This window comes from Erythrobacter sp. JB1-15, from assembly GCF_057365035.1.
The window spans coordinates 1202409-1218260 of record NZ_CP200295.1 but is presented as its reverse complement, the minus strand read 5'-3'; the positions used below and the strand labels follow the sequence as shown (position 1 = coordinate 1218260).

Sequence of the window (15852 nt, the reverse complement as noted above, 5' to 3'; positions counted from 1 at the left end):
AGGAGCGTATGAAACCCAAATCGATCATTTGGTTCGATCGCCTTTTCTGGGCGTCAATGGCAGCAAGCGCCGCAATAATTGCATTGAGCTTTTTCTATTTGGAAGAAGATCTTGGCGCTGGGTTTGAGGGCGAACCTGGGCTGTTCAGCGCAATGATAGTAGGAGCGGTTGCCATCGCTGCGATGATGTACGGTTTGTCCGTTCTGCTCTGGTTCTTTGCATCGATGAAAGCGAGCAATGCCGCGCGCTGGATCTATTCCCTTTTTACTGGTTTAGGTGTCATTTCAACGCCGTTAGGTTTGCTCGATGTATCGGCAATCGAAGTGGTAGCCTCATCAATTCTCACAGCGCTCTCTATCGCTACAATTGTGGCGCTTTTCCTACCCGGCTCCAATGCATGGTTTCGCAATGGCCGCGTGGGCGGGCCGGATGATATCAAGGCTTTTGAATGAAGCGGTCCGCGATTCTATTGCTTGCGCTCTCCATCCCCGCCACCGCCAGCGCGCAGGCCTATCAATGCCGCGCGCCGCAGGTGCACTCCGTACCCAACATCACACCCGATGGCGCGATGCGCGTGCTGCCCACAACCGGCTACACCCTCGCGCTGAGCTGGTCGCCGGAATTTTGCAAAGGGCGCGAAAGCCAGCGTTCGCACCGGGTCCAATGTTCGGGCGATCATGGGCGGTTTGCCTTCGTGGTGCATGGGCTTTGGCCGCATACTCAAACGGGCGGGCGCAGCACATGGCCGCAATGGTGCTCGCCGCAAACCAAGCTCACCCCGCAAGAAGTCCGCCGCAATCTGTGCACGCTTCCCTCTGCCCGGCTGGTCGCGAAACAATGGGCCAAGCACGGTTCGTGCATGACGAAAAAGCCGGAGACCTATTTTGCGATTACGCGGGTTCTTTGGGAGGCCCTGCGCGTGCCCGAATATGACCGGATCAGCCGTGAGGATAATCTTACTGCAGGGCGGATCCGTCAGGCTTTTGCCGATGCCAACCCTGGCCTTTCCGCCAGTGCTGTGGGCGTAAAGCTGAATGCGCGCGGCTGGCTGCAGGAATTGCGCATCTGTTATTCAAAGCGGTTCAGACCGTCGCGCTGCAATGCAGCACGATTCGGCGCAAAAGACACGCAGAAAGCCAAAATCTGGCGCGGCTTATAAGCTTTCAGCCGCGCGCTAAATCAAGCGGCATCAGCTGTGCGCTTTGATAAGGTCGCTGAACAACCGCGCAGCTTCTGCCGGGTTCAAACCGTCGAAATCGGCAGAAACCGGGCGCGTAGAACCATCAAAAGTGCTTCGCTGCATTTGGGGGGCTGTGTAAGGCTTGCGGGGTGACAACATCATTTAAGCGGCTCCATATGTTGCTCTCCCTGTTGCGGTGCAGCATTACCCTGTGCATCCGCAAAATCACGCACTAACCGACCAACCGTTATCAAAGGGGGATGAGTCGGCGCTTGACGTGCTTTTGGCTGATTTTATTTCGATAACCATCCGGAAAAACACCCATTCTGGGGCCTTTTGCCGGAATTCTGCGGGCCATCATCGAGCCAATGCGATTCGCAGCTTAACGTTTGCGCCGGTAATCCTCACCGCCGATCCACAACACACCGTACTGATCCGAGCCTTTGCGCTTGGCGCTGTAAAAGACGCTCGTGCGCACCACGCGGCCATTGCCATAAGTCAGCGTGAGGTTCGCGCCATTGAGGCTCCACCGGCCTGCCGTGCCTGACCGCGACCCCGCAGCGACGCGCGGGGCGCTGGCGGTTTTGCTGCTTGATTGAACAAATGTGCCATCGCTTCGGAAGGTGAACTGCTTCACTTCGGCTGCCAATGTCTGCCCGCCCAATGCGGTGTTTCCCCCTCCGCCAATCGCCTGATACGTGCCGGACAACTGACGCGCTGACGGCAAGGGGGCAGGCGGGCCGACGCTTGGCTTAACATCCGATGTCTTGCCGTCTGCCCAGCGCACCGCATACTGCCCGCCTGTGCGCCGCCAAGTGCCGACATGGCCGCGCTTTTTCCGGCCAATCGCAGCAACATCAATCGCATCGGTCGCATAACTGCCAAGCCGCACGGCCTGACCGCCTTCGAGCAAAGCGACGAGATGATAGGTCGGATACACTGCGCCGCCCACGCCGTAGCTGTATTTGAGGTCGAACAGAACGCGCTCAACCTTTGGCCCGGCCCCAGTGGTTTGAGTGATAGGCGGCGGCTTTGAAGACGCCGTTTGCGGCGCTGCTGCGGGTGGAGGCTCTGCTGCACTCCCGCCAAGCGCCGCCATCCGTTCGCTCGCCCGCTTGACCCGCGCAGGCGATGCGGCGTTCGATTTTTGCGCAAGATAGGCCATCACCAAAACGGTCCCATCCCCCTGTCGCACTCCCATGACTGTGCAGCGCATGGTCGCCTTGCGCTGAACATAATCAACCTGCTTGATCTGCAAAGGCCCTTTCGCCGAGACATCGGATGCCAAAACCCGGTCCGCCCGAGCCGTCACAATATCGGCAAACAGCGCGACTTTCTCGCCGATATCGCTGCCCGCTTCAAACATGCGGAACACCATAACTTCGCCAGCAGGTTGGGATTGATACACCGCGAGGCCGTTGCTTTCAGAGCGCTGCCAGCCATCGGGCGCAATCGCTGCGGGATCGGCAGACGCTGGCTGCGCCAATACGGCTGCGAAAAATCCAGCCATTGCGGTGAAAGCTTTGAGGTTCATGGTGACCGCCCCTTTTTGCCCTTGCATTTCCTACCACACAATCGGCCCTGTTCCATGCACCTGCGATGAAGCAAAAGGTGCCTGCGGCGATCAGCGGCGATCCTTGAAGAAAGCGCGCAGGAGCTCGGCGGCTTCCTCTTCGCCCATGCCGCTGTAAATCTCGGGCCGGTGCAGGCATTGATCCTGCTCAAACACGCGCGCGCCCTGTTCCACGCCGCCGCCTTTGGGATCACTCGCCGCGTAATACAGCCGCGCAATGCGGGCATGGGCAATCGCGCCTGCGCACATCGGACAAGGCTCCAACGTGACATAGAGATCGCAGCCGGTCAGGCGTTCCTCACCCAAAATTCGCGCCGCCGCCCTGATTGCGCGCAGTTCAGCATGGCCCGTGGGATCGGGCGGCATCCGGGTCGCATTGCCTGCCGCAGCGATCACTTCGCCGTCTTTCACGACAACAGCGCCGATGGGCACCTCACCCGCCTCTCCTGCTTCGCGCGCGGCTTGCAGTGCGTGTTGCATTGGTTCAGGGATCGGCCAGCGGGTCATTGCATCCGCCAGCTAAGCGCACCGGGTGCACATATCAATTGACGATCTCGCCCATGCGAGGTTATGCGGCGCGCTTTCTGGGATGCCCGCATTGCCGGGTCCGCCTCAAACAGGGCGGCGCTCCCACCACTTTGATCAGATGAGAGATAGCATGTCGCGTATTTGCGAACTGACCGGCAAGGGCCGCCTGACAGGCAACAATGTAAGCCACGCCAACAACCGCACCAAGCGGGTTTTTCTGCCCAATCTGCAAAATGTGACCTTGTTGAGCGAAAAGCTTGATCGCGGGTTCAAGTTTCGCGTGTCCACTCACGGCCTGCGCTCGGTAGAGCACAATGGCGGTTTGGATAACTGGCTGCTCAAAACCAAGGACGACAAGCTTTCGCCGCGCGCACTCAAAGTGAAGCGCGAGCTGAAGAAGGCTTCCGAAGCCGCATAATTTTATCGCCGCTCCAGCCGCAGCATCACAGTGCGCTGGAAGCTGGCAAAGTTATCATCCGAGATAAGATAAAGCGCGCCGCTGCGAAGATCATCTTCCGGCGGCGCGTTCTTTGTGTCTGCATCCGTGGTTTCGGCAATGCCGGATTGCGCTTCTGCCTTTGCTGGCACCCAGGTCAGCCCTTCGTAATTGTCGGTAAGGGTGCCGCCCGTCATCTCAAACGCGATCACGCCCGTCCACGCCCGCGTTGGCGCGATCAGGGAAGGATCGGCAATCATGATCGCAGTGTCGAAAGTGGGGGGAAGGGTAAAGTCCAGCCGCCGCAGCAATATCGCGATCCTGCCATCAGGCAGCAAAGTCGCATCTACGGGCCGGTAATCGGACCGCGAGACGAACCGGAACGGCATCGGTTCGTTATCAGGATCAAGCAGGCCGCGCGGGAACAGCAAGGCCTTGTGATAACGAATGCCCCCGCCATCACGCGAAGGGGCCTCTGCAATGACCAAGACCCGGCCATCGCCAAGCCGCGCCAGCGTTTCGGCGCCGCGATTATTGGTCCAGTCCTTCATCGCCACCGGGCGAATTTCGCGCCGAGTGCCGCCCGCATCGATCCGCTCGATTACATTGCCATGTTCGTAGGCGACCCATAATTGCTGGCGCTGTACGTCCCAGCTCATCGCTTCTAGATCAATAAGATCAAACCCGTCGCGCTTTTCGCGGCCCAGCAATCGCAAGGCCAAAGGGCCAGAGCGCGGCCCGGAATCTGTAGCTGCGTTCGCAAATGGTATGGTCAGCCCCCAGCCGCGATCGCTGCCCGCCAGAAACGTGCCATCACCGCGCGCCACCAGCGCAGAAAAGCCGCCGAAAAAGTGATGATCGCCGGTAAGCTGCCATGCGCCTTTGATGGCGAACGACCCTTTGACGGCTTCGGCGACCTTTGGCGAGAGGGTGAGCGGCGTGACTTCGACCATGCGCCCCTCCAGCGACAATTGCGGCGCAGAACGCACCCATGTCCCCGGCGCACAGCCAAGCGCGATGAGCACAATCAGGAAAAGGCGGCGCATAATGGTAAAGCGTTCCCAGCGGGCGAAAGAGGGCCAAAAGCGAGCGTCAATGCGCTGAATACCCGGCGCATGATATCGGCAATGGGCTATGCGCGCTTTATGGTTAGCGCGAGGTTAAGGATTTGCAGCGAAGCCGTGCAGTGCGAGAACGATGTGAGCGCCCTTATGGCATCGGGCCTGCAAACAAGAGCGGATCAAGCCGCGCATCGTTCCATTTCAGCCCCCAATGCAGATGCGGCCCCGAAGATCGCCCCGTGGAACCAACATTGCCGATATACTGGCCCTGTTTCACCACATCGCCTTCTTTCACGGCAAGTTTGGAGGAATGCAGAAACGCGCTGTTTAGGCCTGCTCCGTGGTCGATAATAATCAACCCGCCCTCAAGGCTGAACCCCGTGCGCGCCAGCACGACCACGCCATCAGCGGGCGATACATAAGGCACTCCGTTGCCGGGCGCGATGTCGATGCCCGAATGATAACTGCCGGGTTCACCGCGATATATGCGCTGACGGCCAAAGCGGCCCGAAATCCGCCCGACGACCGGCCAGATAAAGTCCTGCCGCCACCCTTGCGCGCCGGTTTCCACCGCGCGCGCGGCAACAATTGCATTGTATTCCGGCTCGCGCTTTTTCCACCACGCCTCGCTTGATCGGCCCGTGCCGCGCGCGACATTGACCCGCTCAATCTGCCAATCACGGGGGGAAATGGCGATGTCCTTGCGCACAAATTTGCCCGTATTGAGCGTAGCGAGCAATGTGAGAGAAGCAGGTGCATCGCGGTCAAAAGCGGCAAAGAAAGTGCCATCTTGCGCATATTCAAGCGGCGCATCACCCAGCGAGGCGCGGATGGTGCCGGCAGGGACCGTGCCGCGGATAAAGCCGCCCTGGGTCAGTTCGCCGGCAAAGGTAAACTCAGCGCGGACGGGTTCCGGCGGGTCTTGGGTTTGCGCCTGCCGAGTGGCTGAGGGCGCGGGGGCCGCCTGCTGCGTTTCGGTGTCTTGCGGGGCGGGCGCCGTGCTGACAGTGCCTGGCACGGCGGCTTCGCTCCCGCTGCATGATGCGAGCACGGTTATGGCGGCGAACAGGCCAAGGCTTTTCATCAATCGAACTTTCAACCTGCCTCAAGCATCCGTTTGGTCGCGATCTCGCAAGTCGCATAGGGCTCCTGAAGCTCCGCGCTCCAATAGCGCAATTCTTCAAGCGGGATGATCGCCCCGCTCACCGCGCACACAACGTGCTGTCCTGAACGCAGGACGCGAAAGCTGGAGGGGCCATAATAGAGTTTGGCAGCGTTATCGCTTCGAGACATCAACATGCATGCTGGCCTAGCACAGGCGGTCAGCCAAATAAATCATCTTGGCCCGGATTGGAGGGTTTTGAAGCGCGTTTTGGGCGAGGGCGTTTTGAGGCGGTGCCCTCGGGGTGCGTGGGGGTGGGTTTAGGCGCAGGCTCAGCGCCCGCAGCGGTGCGCACATCCAATCCCCCATCGCGAAATTGCAGGGTAAGCCGCGCCTCATCCGCAGCCGCCCCGCGCGAGGTTAAAGCTGTGCCAGCCTGATCGCGCACAATCGCATAGCCGCGCTCCATCGGCTTTTCCGGGTGAAGCTGGCTTGCCAGCCGGGCAAGCGCCGCCAATTGTTCGCGCCGCGCCTTAATCGGCCGTTCCACCAGATCCGGCACCAACCGCACCCGCGCCAGCCGTTCGGCCGCCATATCGCGCCGCCGCTCAAGCATGGCAGGCGACAGGCGCGCAGCCGTTCCGGCAAGCCGCTCGCGCCCCTTGCTCGCCCGGTCCCTTAACCCCCGGCGCAGGCGGTCGGTCAGCTCGTCAAGCCGCTGTGCCTGAGGGTGGAGCACGTTTTGCGCCTTGGGCATGCGCTGCATCCGCGCCGCCAATCTTTCGCGGCCAAGCTCAACCGGGCGCAGCACTGCGCGGCTCTGACGATTGGCAAGATCGCCCAGGGTCGCCGCCAAATCCGCGCGCACCGGAACCGCGACTTCCGCCGCTGCTGTGGGGGTGGGCGCGCGCCTGTCGGACGCGTAATCGACCAGCGTCGTATCGGTTTCATGACCCACGGCAGAAATAACCGGAATGGTACTTTCTGCGACAGCGCGAACCACTATCTCCTCATTAAAGCTCCACAAATCCTCAATCGAACCGCCGCCGCGCGCGACGATCACCACATCAGGCCGGGGCACCGGGCCCTCGGCTGGCATTTGAGAAAATCCCCGCACCGCACCTGCCACCTGCTCTGCTGCGCCCTGACCCTGCACCAACACCGGCCAAACAAGCACATGGCTGGGAAACCTGTCTGCCAGCCGGTGCAGAATATCGCGGATCACCGACCCCGTCGGCGACGTCACCACGCCAATCACGCGCGGCAGATAGGGAAGGCGGCGTTTGCGCCCTTCGGCAAACAGGCCCTCTGCCGCCAATCGCTCACGCGTTTTTTCGAGCAGCGCCAGAAGTGCCCCTTCGCCCGCCAGTTCCAATTGATCGATCACGATCTGGTATTTTGACCGCCCCGCATAGGTCGTCAGCTTGCCCGTCGCGATCACTTCGAGCCCGTCTTCGGGGACAAAGCTGAGCCGCCCGGTATTGCCGCGCCACATCACCCCATCAAGCACCGCTTTTTCATCTTTCAGCGCGCAATACATATGCCCCGATGCCGCGCGCTTAACCCCCGAAAGCTCCCCGCGCAGCCGGACATGGCCAAACCTGTCCTCCACCGTTCGCTTCAACGCTTGTGACAATTCGGTGATCGAAAGCGGCTGGTCGTTGTCGCTCGGCGCAACGCGCGCTACCAGCCCTGATGGATCGCCAGATGAGGAAGGAGTGCGCGCCATGAATGTCCTGTTATTGGGGTCGGGTGGCCGCGAACATGCGTTAGCCTGGAAGCTGGCGCAATCCCCCAGCGTAACCCAGCTTTACGCTGCCCCCGGAAATCCCGGCATTGGCGAATGCGCGCGGTGCGTATCGCTGGATGCAGGGGACCACGCAGCCGTGAGCGCCTATTGCGCCGCGAATGCGATCGCGCTGGTCGTAATCGGGCCTGAGGCACCCTTGGTCGATGGGCTGGCAGACAGCCTGCGCGCAGATGGCGTGCCCGTTTTTGGCCCTGCAAAGGCCGCGGCGCAATTGGAAGGCTCCAAAGGGTTTACCAAGGATCTGTGCGCACGCGCCAAAATCCCCACAGGCGCCTATGTTCGCACCGAAAACCTGGAAGCTGCGATCAGCGCGCTTGATCGGTTCAAACCGCCTTATGTGCTCAAAGCCGATGGCCTCGCAGCAGGCAAAGGCGTGGTGATCGCGCAAAGCCACTCAGATGCGCTCGCCGCGTTAAACGGCATGTTCGCTGGCGAATTTGGCGATGCGGGCACCGAAGTGGTGATTGAGGAATTTCTGGAAGGCGAAGAGGCAAGCTTTTTCGCCATCACCGATGGGACCACCATCCTTCCTTTTGGCAGCGCGCAGGATCACAAGCGCGTGGGCGAAGGCGATACCGGCCCCAATACCGGCGGCATGGGCGCCTATTCGCCCGCACCAGTGCTGACACGAGAGCTGGAAGCGCGCGCCATGGCCGAAATTATCGAGCCAACGGTAAACACATTGCGGGCCGAGGGCACGCCCTATTCCGGCGTGCTTTATGCAGGGCTGATGCTGACGGCAGACGGGCCGAAACTGATCGAATACAATTGCCGATTTGGCGATCCGGAATGCCAGGTGCTGATGATGCGGCTTAAAAGCGATCTGGCGGCCATGATGCTGGCCTGCGCTAACGGAGAATTGGCAGGGATAGAGGCTCAATTTGCCGATGAAGCGGCGCTGACCGTGGTGATGGCGGCAAACGGCTATCCGGTGCGGCCCGACAAAGGCGGCAGCATCGATCTGGGTAAAGCCGAAGCGTCTGGCGCAAAGGTCTTTCACGCTGGCACGGCCTTGAAAGATGGCGCGCTGGTGGCCAATGGCGGCCGCGTGCTGAGCGTAACGGCGACGGGCGGATCAGTGACTGAGGCGCAGGCGGCGGCTTATGCAGCGGTTGCCGAGATCGACTTTGCCAGCGGTTTCTACCGCAGCGATATTGGCTGGCGGGAAGTTGAGCGTGAGAGGGGCGGGCGGTAGACTGGATAACATCGTCAGCCCCGACCTGATCCGAGGTGCAGCTGGCCGTCTCATCACTAGAGTGGATGCCGGATCAAGTCCGGGATGACGGAAAAAGGGATAAGAGCGCGCATGATTTTCCTACATGCGCGCCCTGCGCTATTGCCTAAGCTGCTCTTTCACATCGTCAGCCCCGGCGTTTTCGCGCTCGTTTCGGACGTGTTTTGCAGAATTGCGATCCGGTGGGTTTTTAGTCCCAGGACCGTGTAACATGCGGTCCATGCTTCAGCTTGCGCGGGCTGAAGCTGAACGGGATCAGCGATAGGCCGTCCTCACGTTACAGCTTGTCTGCCATCAGCGCCTGCATATCGGCTTCGGGGCGGGGGCCGTAATGCGCGATCACTTCGGCTGCTGCGATCGCGCCGCGTTTGAGGCACACCTCCAGCGGCGCGCCTTTGGCATAGCCTGACAGGAAGCCCGCTGCGAACTGATCGCCTGCGCCTGTCGTATCGACCACCTTGGCCACCGGCTCAGCGGTCACCTCGGCGCGTTCGCCATGCGCAACCGCGACCGCGCCCTGTTCGCCCTTGGTCGCGACCAGAACCGGCACCTTGCCTGCAATGGCAGCAATGCCTGCTTCGAAATCCGCCTCACCCGTCAAGGTTGCCAGCTCGCCTTCGTTGACAAACAGGATGTCGATCACGCCGTCTTCGATCATAGCGCGAAAGTCATCGCCATGACGCTCAATCACAAAGCTCTCCGATGCGGTGAATGCGATGCGGCGACCCGCAGCGCGCGCCACCTCAATCGCGCGGCGCATGGCGCGGCGGGGCTCTTCGGGATCCCACAGATACCCTTCGAGATAGAGGATGCCCGCGCTGGCAATTAGCCCTTCATCAAGCGCGGCGGCGGGCAGATACTGGCCTGCACCAAGGAAGGTGTTCATCGTGCGTTCGCCATCAGGGGTCACGAAGATGAGCACGCGGCCCGTCGCCGGTTCGCCTTCGCGCGCGGGCGTGTCAAAGTCGATGCCTGTGGCGCGCATGTCATGGCGGAAGACCTGGCCAAGCTGATCATCGGCAACCTGTCCGATAAATGCGCATTGCAAACCAAGCGTGGACAGGCCCGCTAGCGTGTTCGCCGCCGATCCGCCCGACAGCTCCTTGGCAGGCGGCATGGCATCGTACAGAGCATCTGCCCGCGCGTCGTCAATCAAGGTCATCCCGCCGCGATTGAGCTCTAATTCGGCGATCAGCTCCTCTTCGCAAGACGCGATCACATCGACCACGGCATTGCCAATGGCGAGCACATCATAACGCGGATCAGAAGTCGGTTGGGTCACTTGGGTGTTCCTGTCATTCAAGGGAGGTGCGCGCTGGGTAGCGACACGTGACCGCCAAGCCAAGCCGTTTGAGCACGCCGTTTGACTTCGCCTGCCTGCCAGACCATGCGGAACCCGAGCCATGCAACCTGTCATCCAGTCTCTTGCGAAAGCCTTCGGCCAATTGAGCGATCCGGCGATCTTCCGGTTGCTCGTCAAGACCATCGCAATCACTCTGGCGCTGTTCGCGCTGGGCGGCGGGTTGCTGGGTTGGGGTGTCTACAGCGTGCTGGTCGCCTGGGGCGTGACGAACAGCAGCGCGGAAATTGCGAGCGTGATCGCCGTCCTGCTGACAGGGCTTGGCATATGGCTGTGGCTGCGTGTTGTTGCAGTCGCGGTGTTGCAGTTCTTTGCAGATGAAGTCGTCGCAGCGGTTGAACGCGCGCATTATCCAGATGCCGCACGCATCGCTCAAAAGCTGCCATTTGCGCGTGATCTGGCCAATGCGCTACGCGGAATGGGCCGCGCGCTTGGAGCCAACCTGCTGGCGCTGCCCGTGGTGATTGCGCTGGTCGTGACAGGCATTGGCCCGGCGCTGGCGCTTATTGCGGTGAATGGCTGGCTGCTGGGGCGTGAGCTCACCGACATGGCCTGGCTGCGCCATTGCGGCGATGCGCCCGATGCCAATCCGGTGACGCAGGGTCAGAGGTTTGCCTTGGGCACAGCAATTGCAGCGCTGATGCTGGTGCCGTTGGCCGGGTTGGTGGCCCCTATTGTGGGGGCGGCAGCGGGCACCCATCTGGTGCACCATGCCCTGCGCCATGGAAGAGAGAAGGATTAGAACCTTGCGGCAGCTGTTCCTGATAGCGACCCTCGCTCTGCTGGGAGCTTGCACAACATCGCCTGGGGCGAGCTCAAAAGCGCCGTCCGCCAGCATTCCGCGCGTCTCCTTACCTGTGCGGCCTGGCAGCGCACCTGCAAGGCCCCCTAGCCGCCCGCCAGAGGCGCCCGCTCCCACCGCCGCAACCCAGCCGCGAATGATGCAGGAGGCGGGGCTTGAAGGGATCATCGGCAAACCGGCAGAAGCGCTGACCGCGCAGTTTGGCAAAGCCCGGCTTGATGGGACAGAGGGCGATGTGCGCAAACTGCAGTTCCGCGGGCGAACGTGCGTGCTCGACATCTACCTCTACCCCTCAGGGCAAAACCGCACGCAGGTCGCCGCCCATGTGGAGGCTCGCAATCCCTCTAACGGATCTGCCATAGACCGCGCGCGCTGCGCGGCTGACATCGCAAGGTCTGCACAAGGGTAAGCCGGTAACCCGGTCTTAAGCGTGTTTGTGCCATTACATGCGGGAATTCAGCAGGGACCAGAGGAACCGTTCCGACATGACCACGCATTTTACCGATATCGCCAAGCGCGCCGCCGAAGATGGCACCGTTTCAAGCGAGGAAGTGCTCGCGCTGCGCCGTCAAGGCTGGGGCGATGGCATTATCGCTCGTGATGAAGCCGAAGCGCTGTTTGCCTTGAACAACAATCTCGATGATCGCAGTGAGGAATGGTGCGACTTCTTCGTCGAGGCGATTGGCGAATTCGTGCTCAACGGGACCGAACCCAGAATGCAATGCGATGCGCAGGAAGCCGACTGGTTGATCGCGCAGATTGACCATGATGGCGTCCTAGAAAGCATGGTTGAACTGGAAACCATGGTGCGCATCATCGAGCGCGCGCAAAACGTGCCCACTGCGCTCAAAGACTATGTGCTTGCCCAGATTGAGCGCGAAGTGATGACAGGAACCGGGCCCACACGCTGCGGCGGGGAATTGTCAGCGACGCATATCAGCACCGCCGAATGCCGCATCTTGCGCCGCGTGATCTTCGCCAGTGGCGGCTACGGTCCGGCCGCGGTTTCTCGGTTTGATGCAGAATTGCTGTTTCGTTTGAAGGACGCGGCGCTTGCAAGCGATAATGCGCCCGAATGGGCCGATCTGTTTGTCGATGGGGTCGCCAACTACATCACGGGCTTCACCATGGCGAACGCGCAACTGGACCATGGCAGACGATTGGAACTTGAGCGTTTCATTGCTGACAACCAAGCCAATGTTGGCCGCTTTATGGGAGCGGTTGTGCGCGAAGCTCCCAAAACTGCAAGCAATCTTGGCAATGTGATGGGCGTTGTGTTCGGCAAGCGCAAAGGCGGCGCGGTCTCTGAATATGCGGGCGAACAGATCAATGCGCGCGCCTCTGAAGGTGCGAAGGTGACAGAGAGCGAGTTGGATTGGCTGGATAGCATGGTCACAGCTGACGGCCAGCTGGATGATCTTGAGAAGCGTCTGATCAGGCGGCTTGAGGAAGACGCCTAAGCATCTAGCTGCGAAAAGCGAGACCGGGCCAATCCGCGCCAGCGCTTTTGTCTATGGGCGAAAAAAACGCTGGCGAAGAGCGCGATAATCGGCGTGAGCAATCCAGCCTCAAGGGTAACCTTATCCTTATAAAGGGTCGCTTTTCCATCAGCGCTCGGCTCAATAATGATCCAATGATCCCACGTCCTGATAAGAGGGCTGTATCCATTATCCTGCACAAAACGGGCATTGCCATCGGGCTCGGGCTTGCTGATTACAATTGTCTGCCATCCCAAAGGAATGAAACCGAACAGAAACATCCAGGCCTGATACTTACCTGGCTTCCAAATTCTTGGAAAGGGCGCGCCGCGGGACTTAAACCGGATCAGTGGTTGCGCGACATAGTGAAGGAGCGAGGAAGTCTGAAGTCGATCCCACGCTTCATCGGGCGGGCATTCAAGTGTGCAGGTCAGTTCAACAACCCGCGCCATCAAACCATAAAGCTTTCGCCGCAACCGCATGCGCCTTTGGCGTTGGGGTTTTCGAACACGAACCCCGCGGTGAAATCGTCCTCGACCCAGTCCATCGTCGATCCGACGAGATAAAGCACGCTAGCGCCATCGATATAGAAGATGCCGCCGGGCGTTTCGATCTTCTCGTCAAACTTTGCTTCCTCGGTCACATAGTCGACCGAATAGGCAAGGCCCGAACACCCTCGCCTAGGGGTCGACAGCTTTACGCCAATCGCATCTGTCGGCGCCTGGCGCATCAAATGAGCGATCCGCTCTTCTGCGCCGGGCGTAAGGATGACGGCTGCGGGACGTTGTTTCAAAGTGGTTGTCATTACAGCATCCCCAATTCAAGCCGCGCTTCGTCCGACATCTTTTCAGGCGACCACGGTGGATCCCACACCAGATTTACCTCCGCGTCCCGAATGCCGGGCACTGACGAAGCGCGAAGTTCAACCTCTCCGGGCATGGTTTCCGCGACCGGACAATGCGGGGTGGTCAATGTCATCGTGACAGTTGCATCAGCGTCATCATCCACCTCAACACCGTAGATCAGGCCCAGATCGTAGATATTGACCGGGATTTCAGGATCGTAGATTTCCTTGAGTGCATCGACGACGGCCTGCTGCAATTCACCGCCATCACCCGTTGCCGCTTCGCCTTGCGGCACGGCCGCGAGAAAACCATCGAGATAGTCACGCTCGCGCTTTGGCGCGGGCTCTGCGGGGGCATCATCCACCGCATCGGACACACGCGCGCGCGGGGGTTTAACCACATCGTCATTGGGAGCAGGGGCTGCGACAAATTCGCTTGTGTTGTCTGGCTTGTTCATCATGCTTTTCCAAAAATCCGCTTGGTCCGGATGATACCTTCCAGCAGCGCATCAACATCCGCCTCGCTGGAATAAGCCCCGAAACTGGCGCGGGCAGTCGCGGGAACTTTGAGATAATCCATCAGGGGCTGTGCGCAATGATGCCCGGCACGGATGGCAACGTTCGCTTCGTCAAGGATGGTGCCCAGATCATGCGGGTGAATACCGTCAATTGCAAAGCTGACAATGCCAGCGCTGTCAGCGGGGCCAAACAGCGTCACATCGTTCATTTCGCCAAGCGCATGGCGCAAACGCGCCACCAGTTTCGCTTCGTGAGCGTGCAGCCGGTCCAAACCGATTGCGCTCACATAATCGGCGGCCGCAGCAAAGGCGATAGCTTCGGCAATAGCCGGCGTGCCAGCTTCGAAACGCTGCGGGGCAGGGGCATAGGTGGTCCGCTCGAAAGTCACGCGATCAATCATCGCACCGCCGCCTTCCCATGCGGGCATTTCGGCAAGGATATCGCTGCGCGCCCATAAAGCTCCGATACCTGTGGGGCCGTAAAGCTTGTGTGCGGAAAAGACGTAAAAGTCGCAGTCCAGAGCTTTCACATCGACCGGCATGTGCGGGGCGGACTGACAGCCATCAAGCAGCAGCTTGGCGCCCACCTTATGCGCCAATGCGGCAGCTCGCGGGGCATCAAGCACCGATCCCAGTACATTCGATACATGACCAAAAGCGACCAGCTTGTGCCGTTCACCCAGCATGGCTTCGGCTGCGTCGAGGTCTATTTGATGGTCGTGCGTCAGCGGGCACACATCAACATACGCACCTGTCGCCTCTGCGACCATTTGCCAGGGCACGATATTCGAGTGATGCTCCAGCTGAGACAAGAGGATGCGGTCGCCGGGCTTCAAATTTGCTCTACCCCAACTATTGGCAACCAAATTGATCGCTTCTGTCGCGCCCCGGGTAAAGACAATCTCATTGTCTAAGCCGCCAACAAACGCCGCAATCCGGCGCCGCGCAGCTTCAAACGCCAATGTCATATCAGCAGAACGCGCATAGACCCCGCGATGAACAGTCGCGTAATCCTCACCCATGGCGCGCGCCATCGCGTCGATCACGGCGCGCGGCTTTTGCGATGTGGCTGCTGTGTCGAGGTAATGCCAGCGCGCGCCGTCGCCCGTGACAAGGCCGGGAAAATCACCGCGCAAATCCTGAAAAGCATCAAGAGTGATCGGCGCGTTCACAGCTTTGCCCCCTCAAGAGGCCCAAGCGCGGCGTCCAGAAGCTTTTCGTGCGCCGCTTCATCTTCAAGCTCCACAAAGGCATCGCCGATAAAGGCCTGCACCAATAGGCGCTGCGCCATCTCTGGCGAAAGCCCTCGAGCTGCCATGTAAAAGCGGGCGTTTTCGTCAAGCTCACCCACGGTGGCGCCGTGCGCGCATTTTACATCGTCGGCATAGATCTCCAATTGCGGGACTGCGTTCGCGCTTGCACCACGTTCCAGCAGCAGCGCTTTAAAATCCTGGGCTGCATCTGTTTTCTGAGCATGGCGAGCGACTTTTATCTCGCCAAGGAAATTCCCGACCGCAGTGTTCCAGTGCACGGCCCGCACGGTTTGGTTGCTGGTCGCATCCGGTGCGATGTGCAAGGTTGTTGTAACGATCTCTCGCGTGACTTCGCCGCCACCAATCGTGACCCCTCCGAGTTCGAAGTGAGCCCCTTTCCCGAGCGTCACTTCAATTTCCAGCCGGATAGAGGCAGAGCCGCACAAAACTGCGAAAAACTCGCCGCGCGCGCCTTCACCCAATGTCACGCGGACACGGCGCAATTGCGCCATGTCTTCATCCAGGACCCATTCGTGCCGGGCAGTGTCACCTGCAGCCACATCAACAATGTCCCACTCAGCAAGCGTGGCAGCGCCTATGGCCTCAGCGGCTGAGATATCAGCATACCGCCAGGCTTCATCGCGCCGGGTAGGGAGGGTTTGGGTGGCCATCG

At 60.2% G+C, this 15852-nt stretch carries 20 protein-coding genes; 7 read left to right on the top strand and 13 right to left on the bottom strand.

Annotation, left to right across the window (positions count from 1 at the left end):
* Nucleotides 1–8: 8 nt before the first annotated feature.
* Both AC0V6L_RS05885 and AC0V6L_RS05880 read left to right on the top strand, forming a co-directional pair.
* On the top strand, nt 9–452 hold the full coding sequence (locus AC0V6L_RS05885) for a hypothetical protein (protein ID WP_486153409.1): 444 nt from the start codon (nt 9–11) through the stop codon (nt 450–452).
* Nucleotides 449–1159, top strand: a complete 711-nt coding sequence (locus AC0V6L_RS05880) for a ribonuclease T2 family protein (RefSeq protein WP_486153408.1) — start codon at nt 449–451, stop codon at nt 1157–1159. Before AC0V6L_RS05885 ends, AC0V6L_RS05880 begins: the two co-directional genes overlap by 4 nt.
* 30 nt (nt 1160–1189) lie before the next feature.
* On the opposite strand, the gene AC0V6L_RS05875 is transcribed toward AC0V6L_RS05880, so the two are convergent.
* The 3 genes from AC0V6L_RS05875 to AC0V6L_RS05865 all read right to left on the bottom strand — a co-directional run bounded on the left by AC0V6L_RS05875 (nt 1190) and on the right by AC0V6L_RS05865 (nt 3260).
* Nucleotides 1190–1342: a hypothetical protein gene (locus AC0V6L_RS05875; RefSeq protein ID WP_486149088.1), complete on the bottom strand. Its 153-nt coding sequence runs from the start codon at nt 1340–1342 to the stop codon at nt 1190–1192.
* Between the two features lie 220 nt (nt 1343–1562).
* A complete protein-coding gene (locus AC0V6L_RS05870) occupies nt 1563–2714 on the bottom strand; it encodes a lipocalin-like domain-containing protein (RefSeq protein WP_486153407.1) in 1152 nt (383 codons plus the stop codon).
* 90 nt (nt 2715–2804) lie between these two features.
* Nucleotides 2805–3260, bottom strand: a complete 456-nt coding sequence (locus AC0V6L_RS05865; protein ID WP_486153406.1) for a nucleoside deaminase — start codon at nt 3258–3260, stop codon at nt 2805–2807.
* A 151-nt stretch (nt 3261–3411) separates the two neighbouring features.
* Between AC0V6L_RS05865 and rpmB the strand changes: the two genes are divergently transcribed.
* The gene (gene rpmB, locus AC0V6L_RS05860) at nt 3412–3699 is read left to right on the top strand and encodes a 50S ribosomal protein L28 (protein ID WP_486153405.1); all 288 of its coding nucleotides are present in this window, start codon (nt 3412–3414) and stop codon (nt 3697–3699) included.
* A 2-nt stretch (nt 3700–3701) separates the two neighbouring features.
* Here rpmB and AC0V6L_RS05855 read toward each other — a convergent pair whose 3' ends face one another.
* From AC0V6L_RS05855 to xseA, 4 genes are all read right to left on the bottom strand, one after another.
* Nucleotides 3702–4763 carry an esterase-like activity of phytase family protein gene (locus AC0V6L_RS05855; RefSeq protein WP_486153404.1) on the bottom strand — a complete coding sequence of 354 codons (1062 nt, stop codon included), beginning with the start codon at nt 4761–4763 and terminating at the stop codon, nt 3702–3704.
* 163 nt (nt 4764–4926) lie between these two features.
* Nucleotides 4927–5862 carry a M23 family metallopeptidase gene (locus tag AC0V6L_RS05850; RefSeq protein ID WP_486153403.1) on the bottom strand — a complete coding sequence of 312 codons (936 nt, stop codon included), beginning with the start codon at nt 5860–5862 and terminating at the stop codon, nt 4927–4929.
* 11 nt (nt 5863–5873) lie between these two features.
* On the bottom strand, nt 5874–6077 hold the full coding sequence (locus AC0V6L_RS05845) for a DUF2093 domain-containing protein (protein WP_486153402.1): 204 nt from the start codon (nt 6075–6077) through the stop codon (nt 5874–5876).
* Nucleotides 6078–6100: 23 nt separating this feature from the next.
* On the bottom strand, nt 6101–7609 hold the full coding sequence (gene xseA, locus AC0V6L_RS05840; protein WP_486153401.1) for an exodeoxyribonuclease VII large subunit: 1509 nt from the start codon (nt 7607–7609) through the stop codon (nt 6101–6103).
* Here xseA and purD point away from each other — a divergent pair.
* On the top strand, nt 7608–8885 hold the full coding sequence (gene purD / locus AC0V6L_RS05835; protein ID WP_486153400.1) for a phosphoribosylamine--glycine ligase: 1278 nt from the start codon (nt 7608–7610) through the stop codon (nt 8883–8885). The genes xseA and purD overlap by 2 nt on opposite strands.
* A gap of 316 nt (nt 8886–9201) precedes the next feature.
* On the opposite strand, the gene AC0V6L_RS05830 is transcribed toward purD, so the two are convergent.
* The gene (locus AC0V6L_RS05830) at nt 9202–10206 is read right to left on the bottom strand and encodes an adenosine kinase (RefSeq protein WP_486149070.1); all 1005 of its coding nucleotides are present in this window, start codon (nt 10204–10206) and stop codon (nt 9202–9204) included.
* Nucleotides 10207–10327: 121 nt separating this feature from the next.
* Between AC0V6L_RS05830 and AC0V6L_RS05825 the strand changes: the two genes are divergently transcribed.
* The 3 genes from AC0V6L_RS05825 to AC0V6L_RS05815 all read left to right on the top strand — a co-directional run bounded on the left by AC0V6L_RS05825 (nt 10328) and on the right by AC0V6L_RS05815 (nt 12546).
* Complete coding sequence (locus AC0V6L_RS05825; protein WP_486153399.1) at nt 10328–11026, top strand: EI24 domain-containing protein; 699 nt, start codon at nt 10328–10330, stop codon at nt 11024–11026.
* A gap of 196 nt (nt 11027–11222) precedes the next feature.
* A complete protein-coding gene (locus tag AC0V6L_RS05820) occupies nt 11223–11495 on the top strand; it encodes a hypothetical protein (RefSeq protein WP_486153398.1) in 273 nt (90 codons plus the stop codon).
* Between the two features lie 76 nt (nt 11496–11571).
* The gene (locus tag AC0V6L_RS05815) at nt 11572–12546 is read left to right on the top strand and encodes a hypothetical protein (protein ID WP_486153397.1); all 975 of its coding nucleotides are present in this window, start codon (nt 11572–11574) and stop codon (nt 12544–12546) included.
* Here AC0V6L_RS05815 and AC0V6L_RS05810 read toward each other — a convergent pair.
* From AC0V6L_RS05810 to AC0V6L_RS05790, 5 genes are read right to left on the bottom strand one after another with little or no spacing between them, the layout of a single operon-like run.
* Entirely contained in the window at nt 12543–13019 is a 477-nt protein-coding gene (locus tag AC0V6L_RS05810; RefSeq protein WP_486153396.1) for a hypothetical protein, read from the bottom strand. The genes AC0V6L_RS05815 and AC0V6L_RS05810 overlap by 4 nt on opposite strands.
* On the bottom strand, nt 13016–13369 hold the full coding sequence (locus AC0V6L_RS05805) for a HesB/IscA family protein (RefSeq protein ID WP_486153395.1): 354 nt from the start codon (nt 13367–13369) through the stop codon (nt 13016–13018). The genes AC0V6L_RS05810 and AC0V6L_RS05805 overlap by 4 nt, the downstream gene beginning before the upstream one ends.
* Nucleotides 13369–13866, bottom strand: coding sequence for an SUF system Fe-S cluster assembly protein (locus tag AC0V6L_RS05800; RefSeq protein WP_486155057.1), 498 nt, complete (start codon nt 13864–13866; stop codon nt 13369–13371). Before AC0V6L_RS05800 ends, AC0V6L_RS05805 begins: the two co-directional genes overlap by 1 nt.
* Nucleotides 13866–15098, bottom strand: coding sequence for an aminotransferase class V-fold PLP-dependent enzyme (locus AC0V6L_RS05795; protein WP_486153394.1), 1233 nt, complete (start codon nt 15096–15098; stop codon nt 13866–13868). Before AC0V6L_RS05795 ends, AC0V6L_RS05800 begins: the two co-directional genes overlap by 1 nt.
* A complete protein-coding gene (locus tag AC0V6L_RS05790; RefSeq protein WP_486153393.1) occupies nt 15095–15850 on the bottom strand; it encodes a SufD family Fe-S cluster assembly protein in 756 nt (251 codons plus the stop codon). Before AC0V6L_RS05790 ends, AC0V6L_RS05795 begins: the two co-directional genes overlap by 4 nt.
* Nucleotides 15851–15852 lie beyond the last annotated feature (2 nt).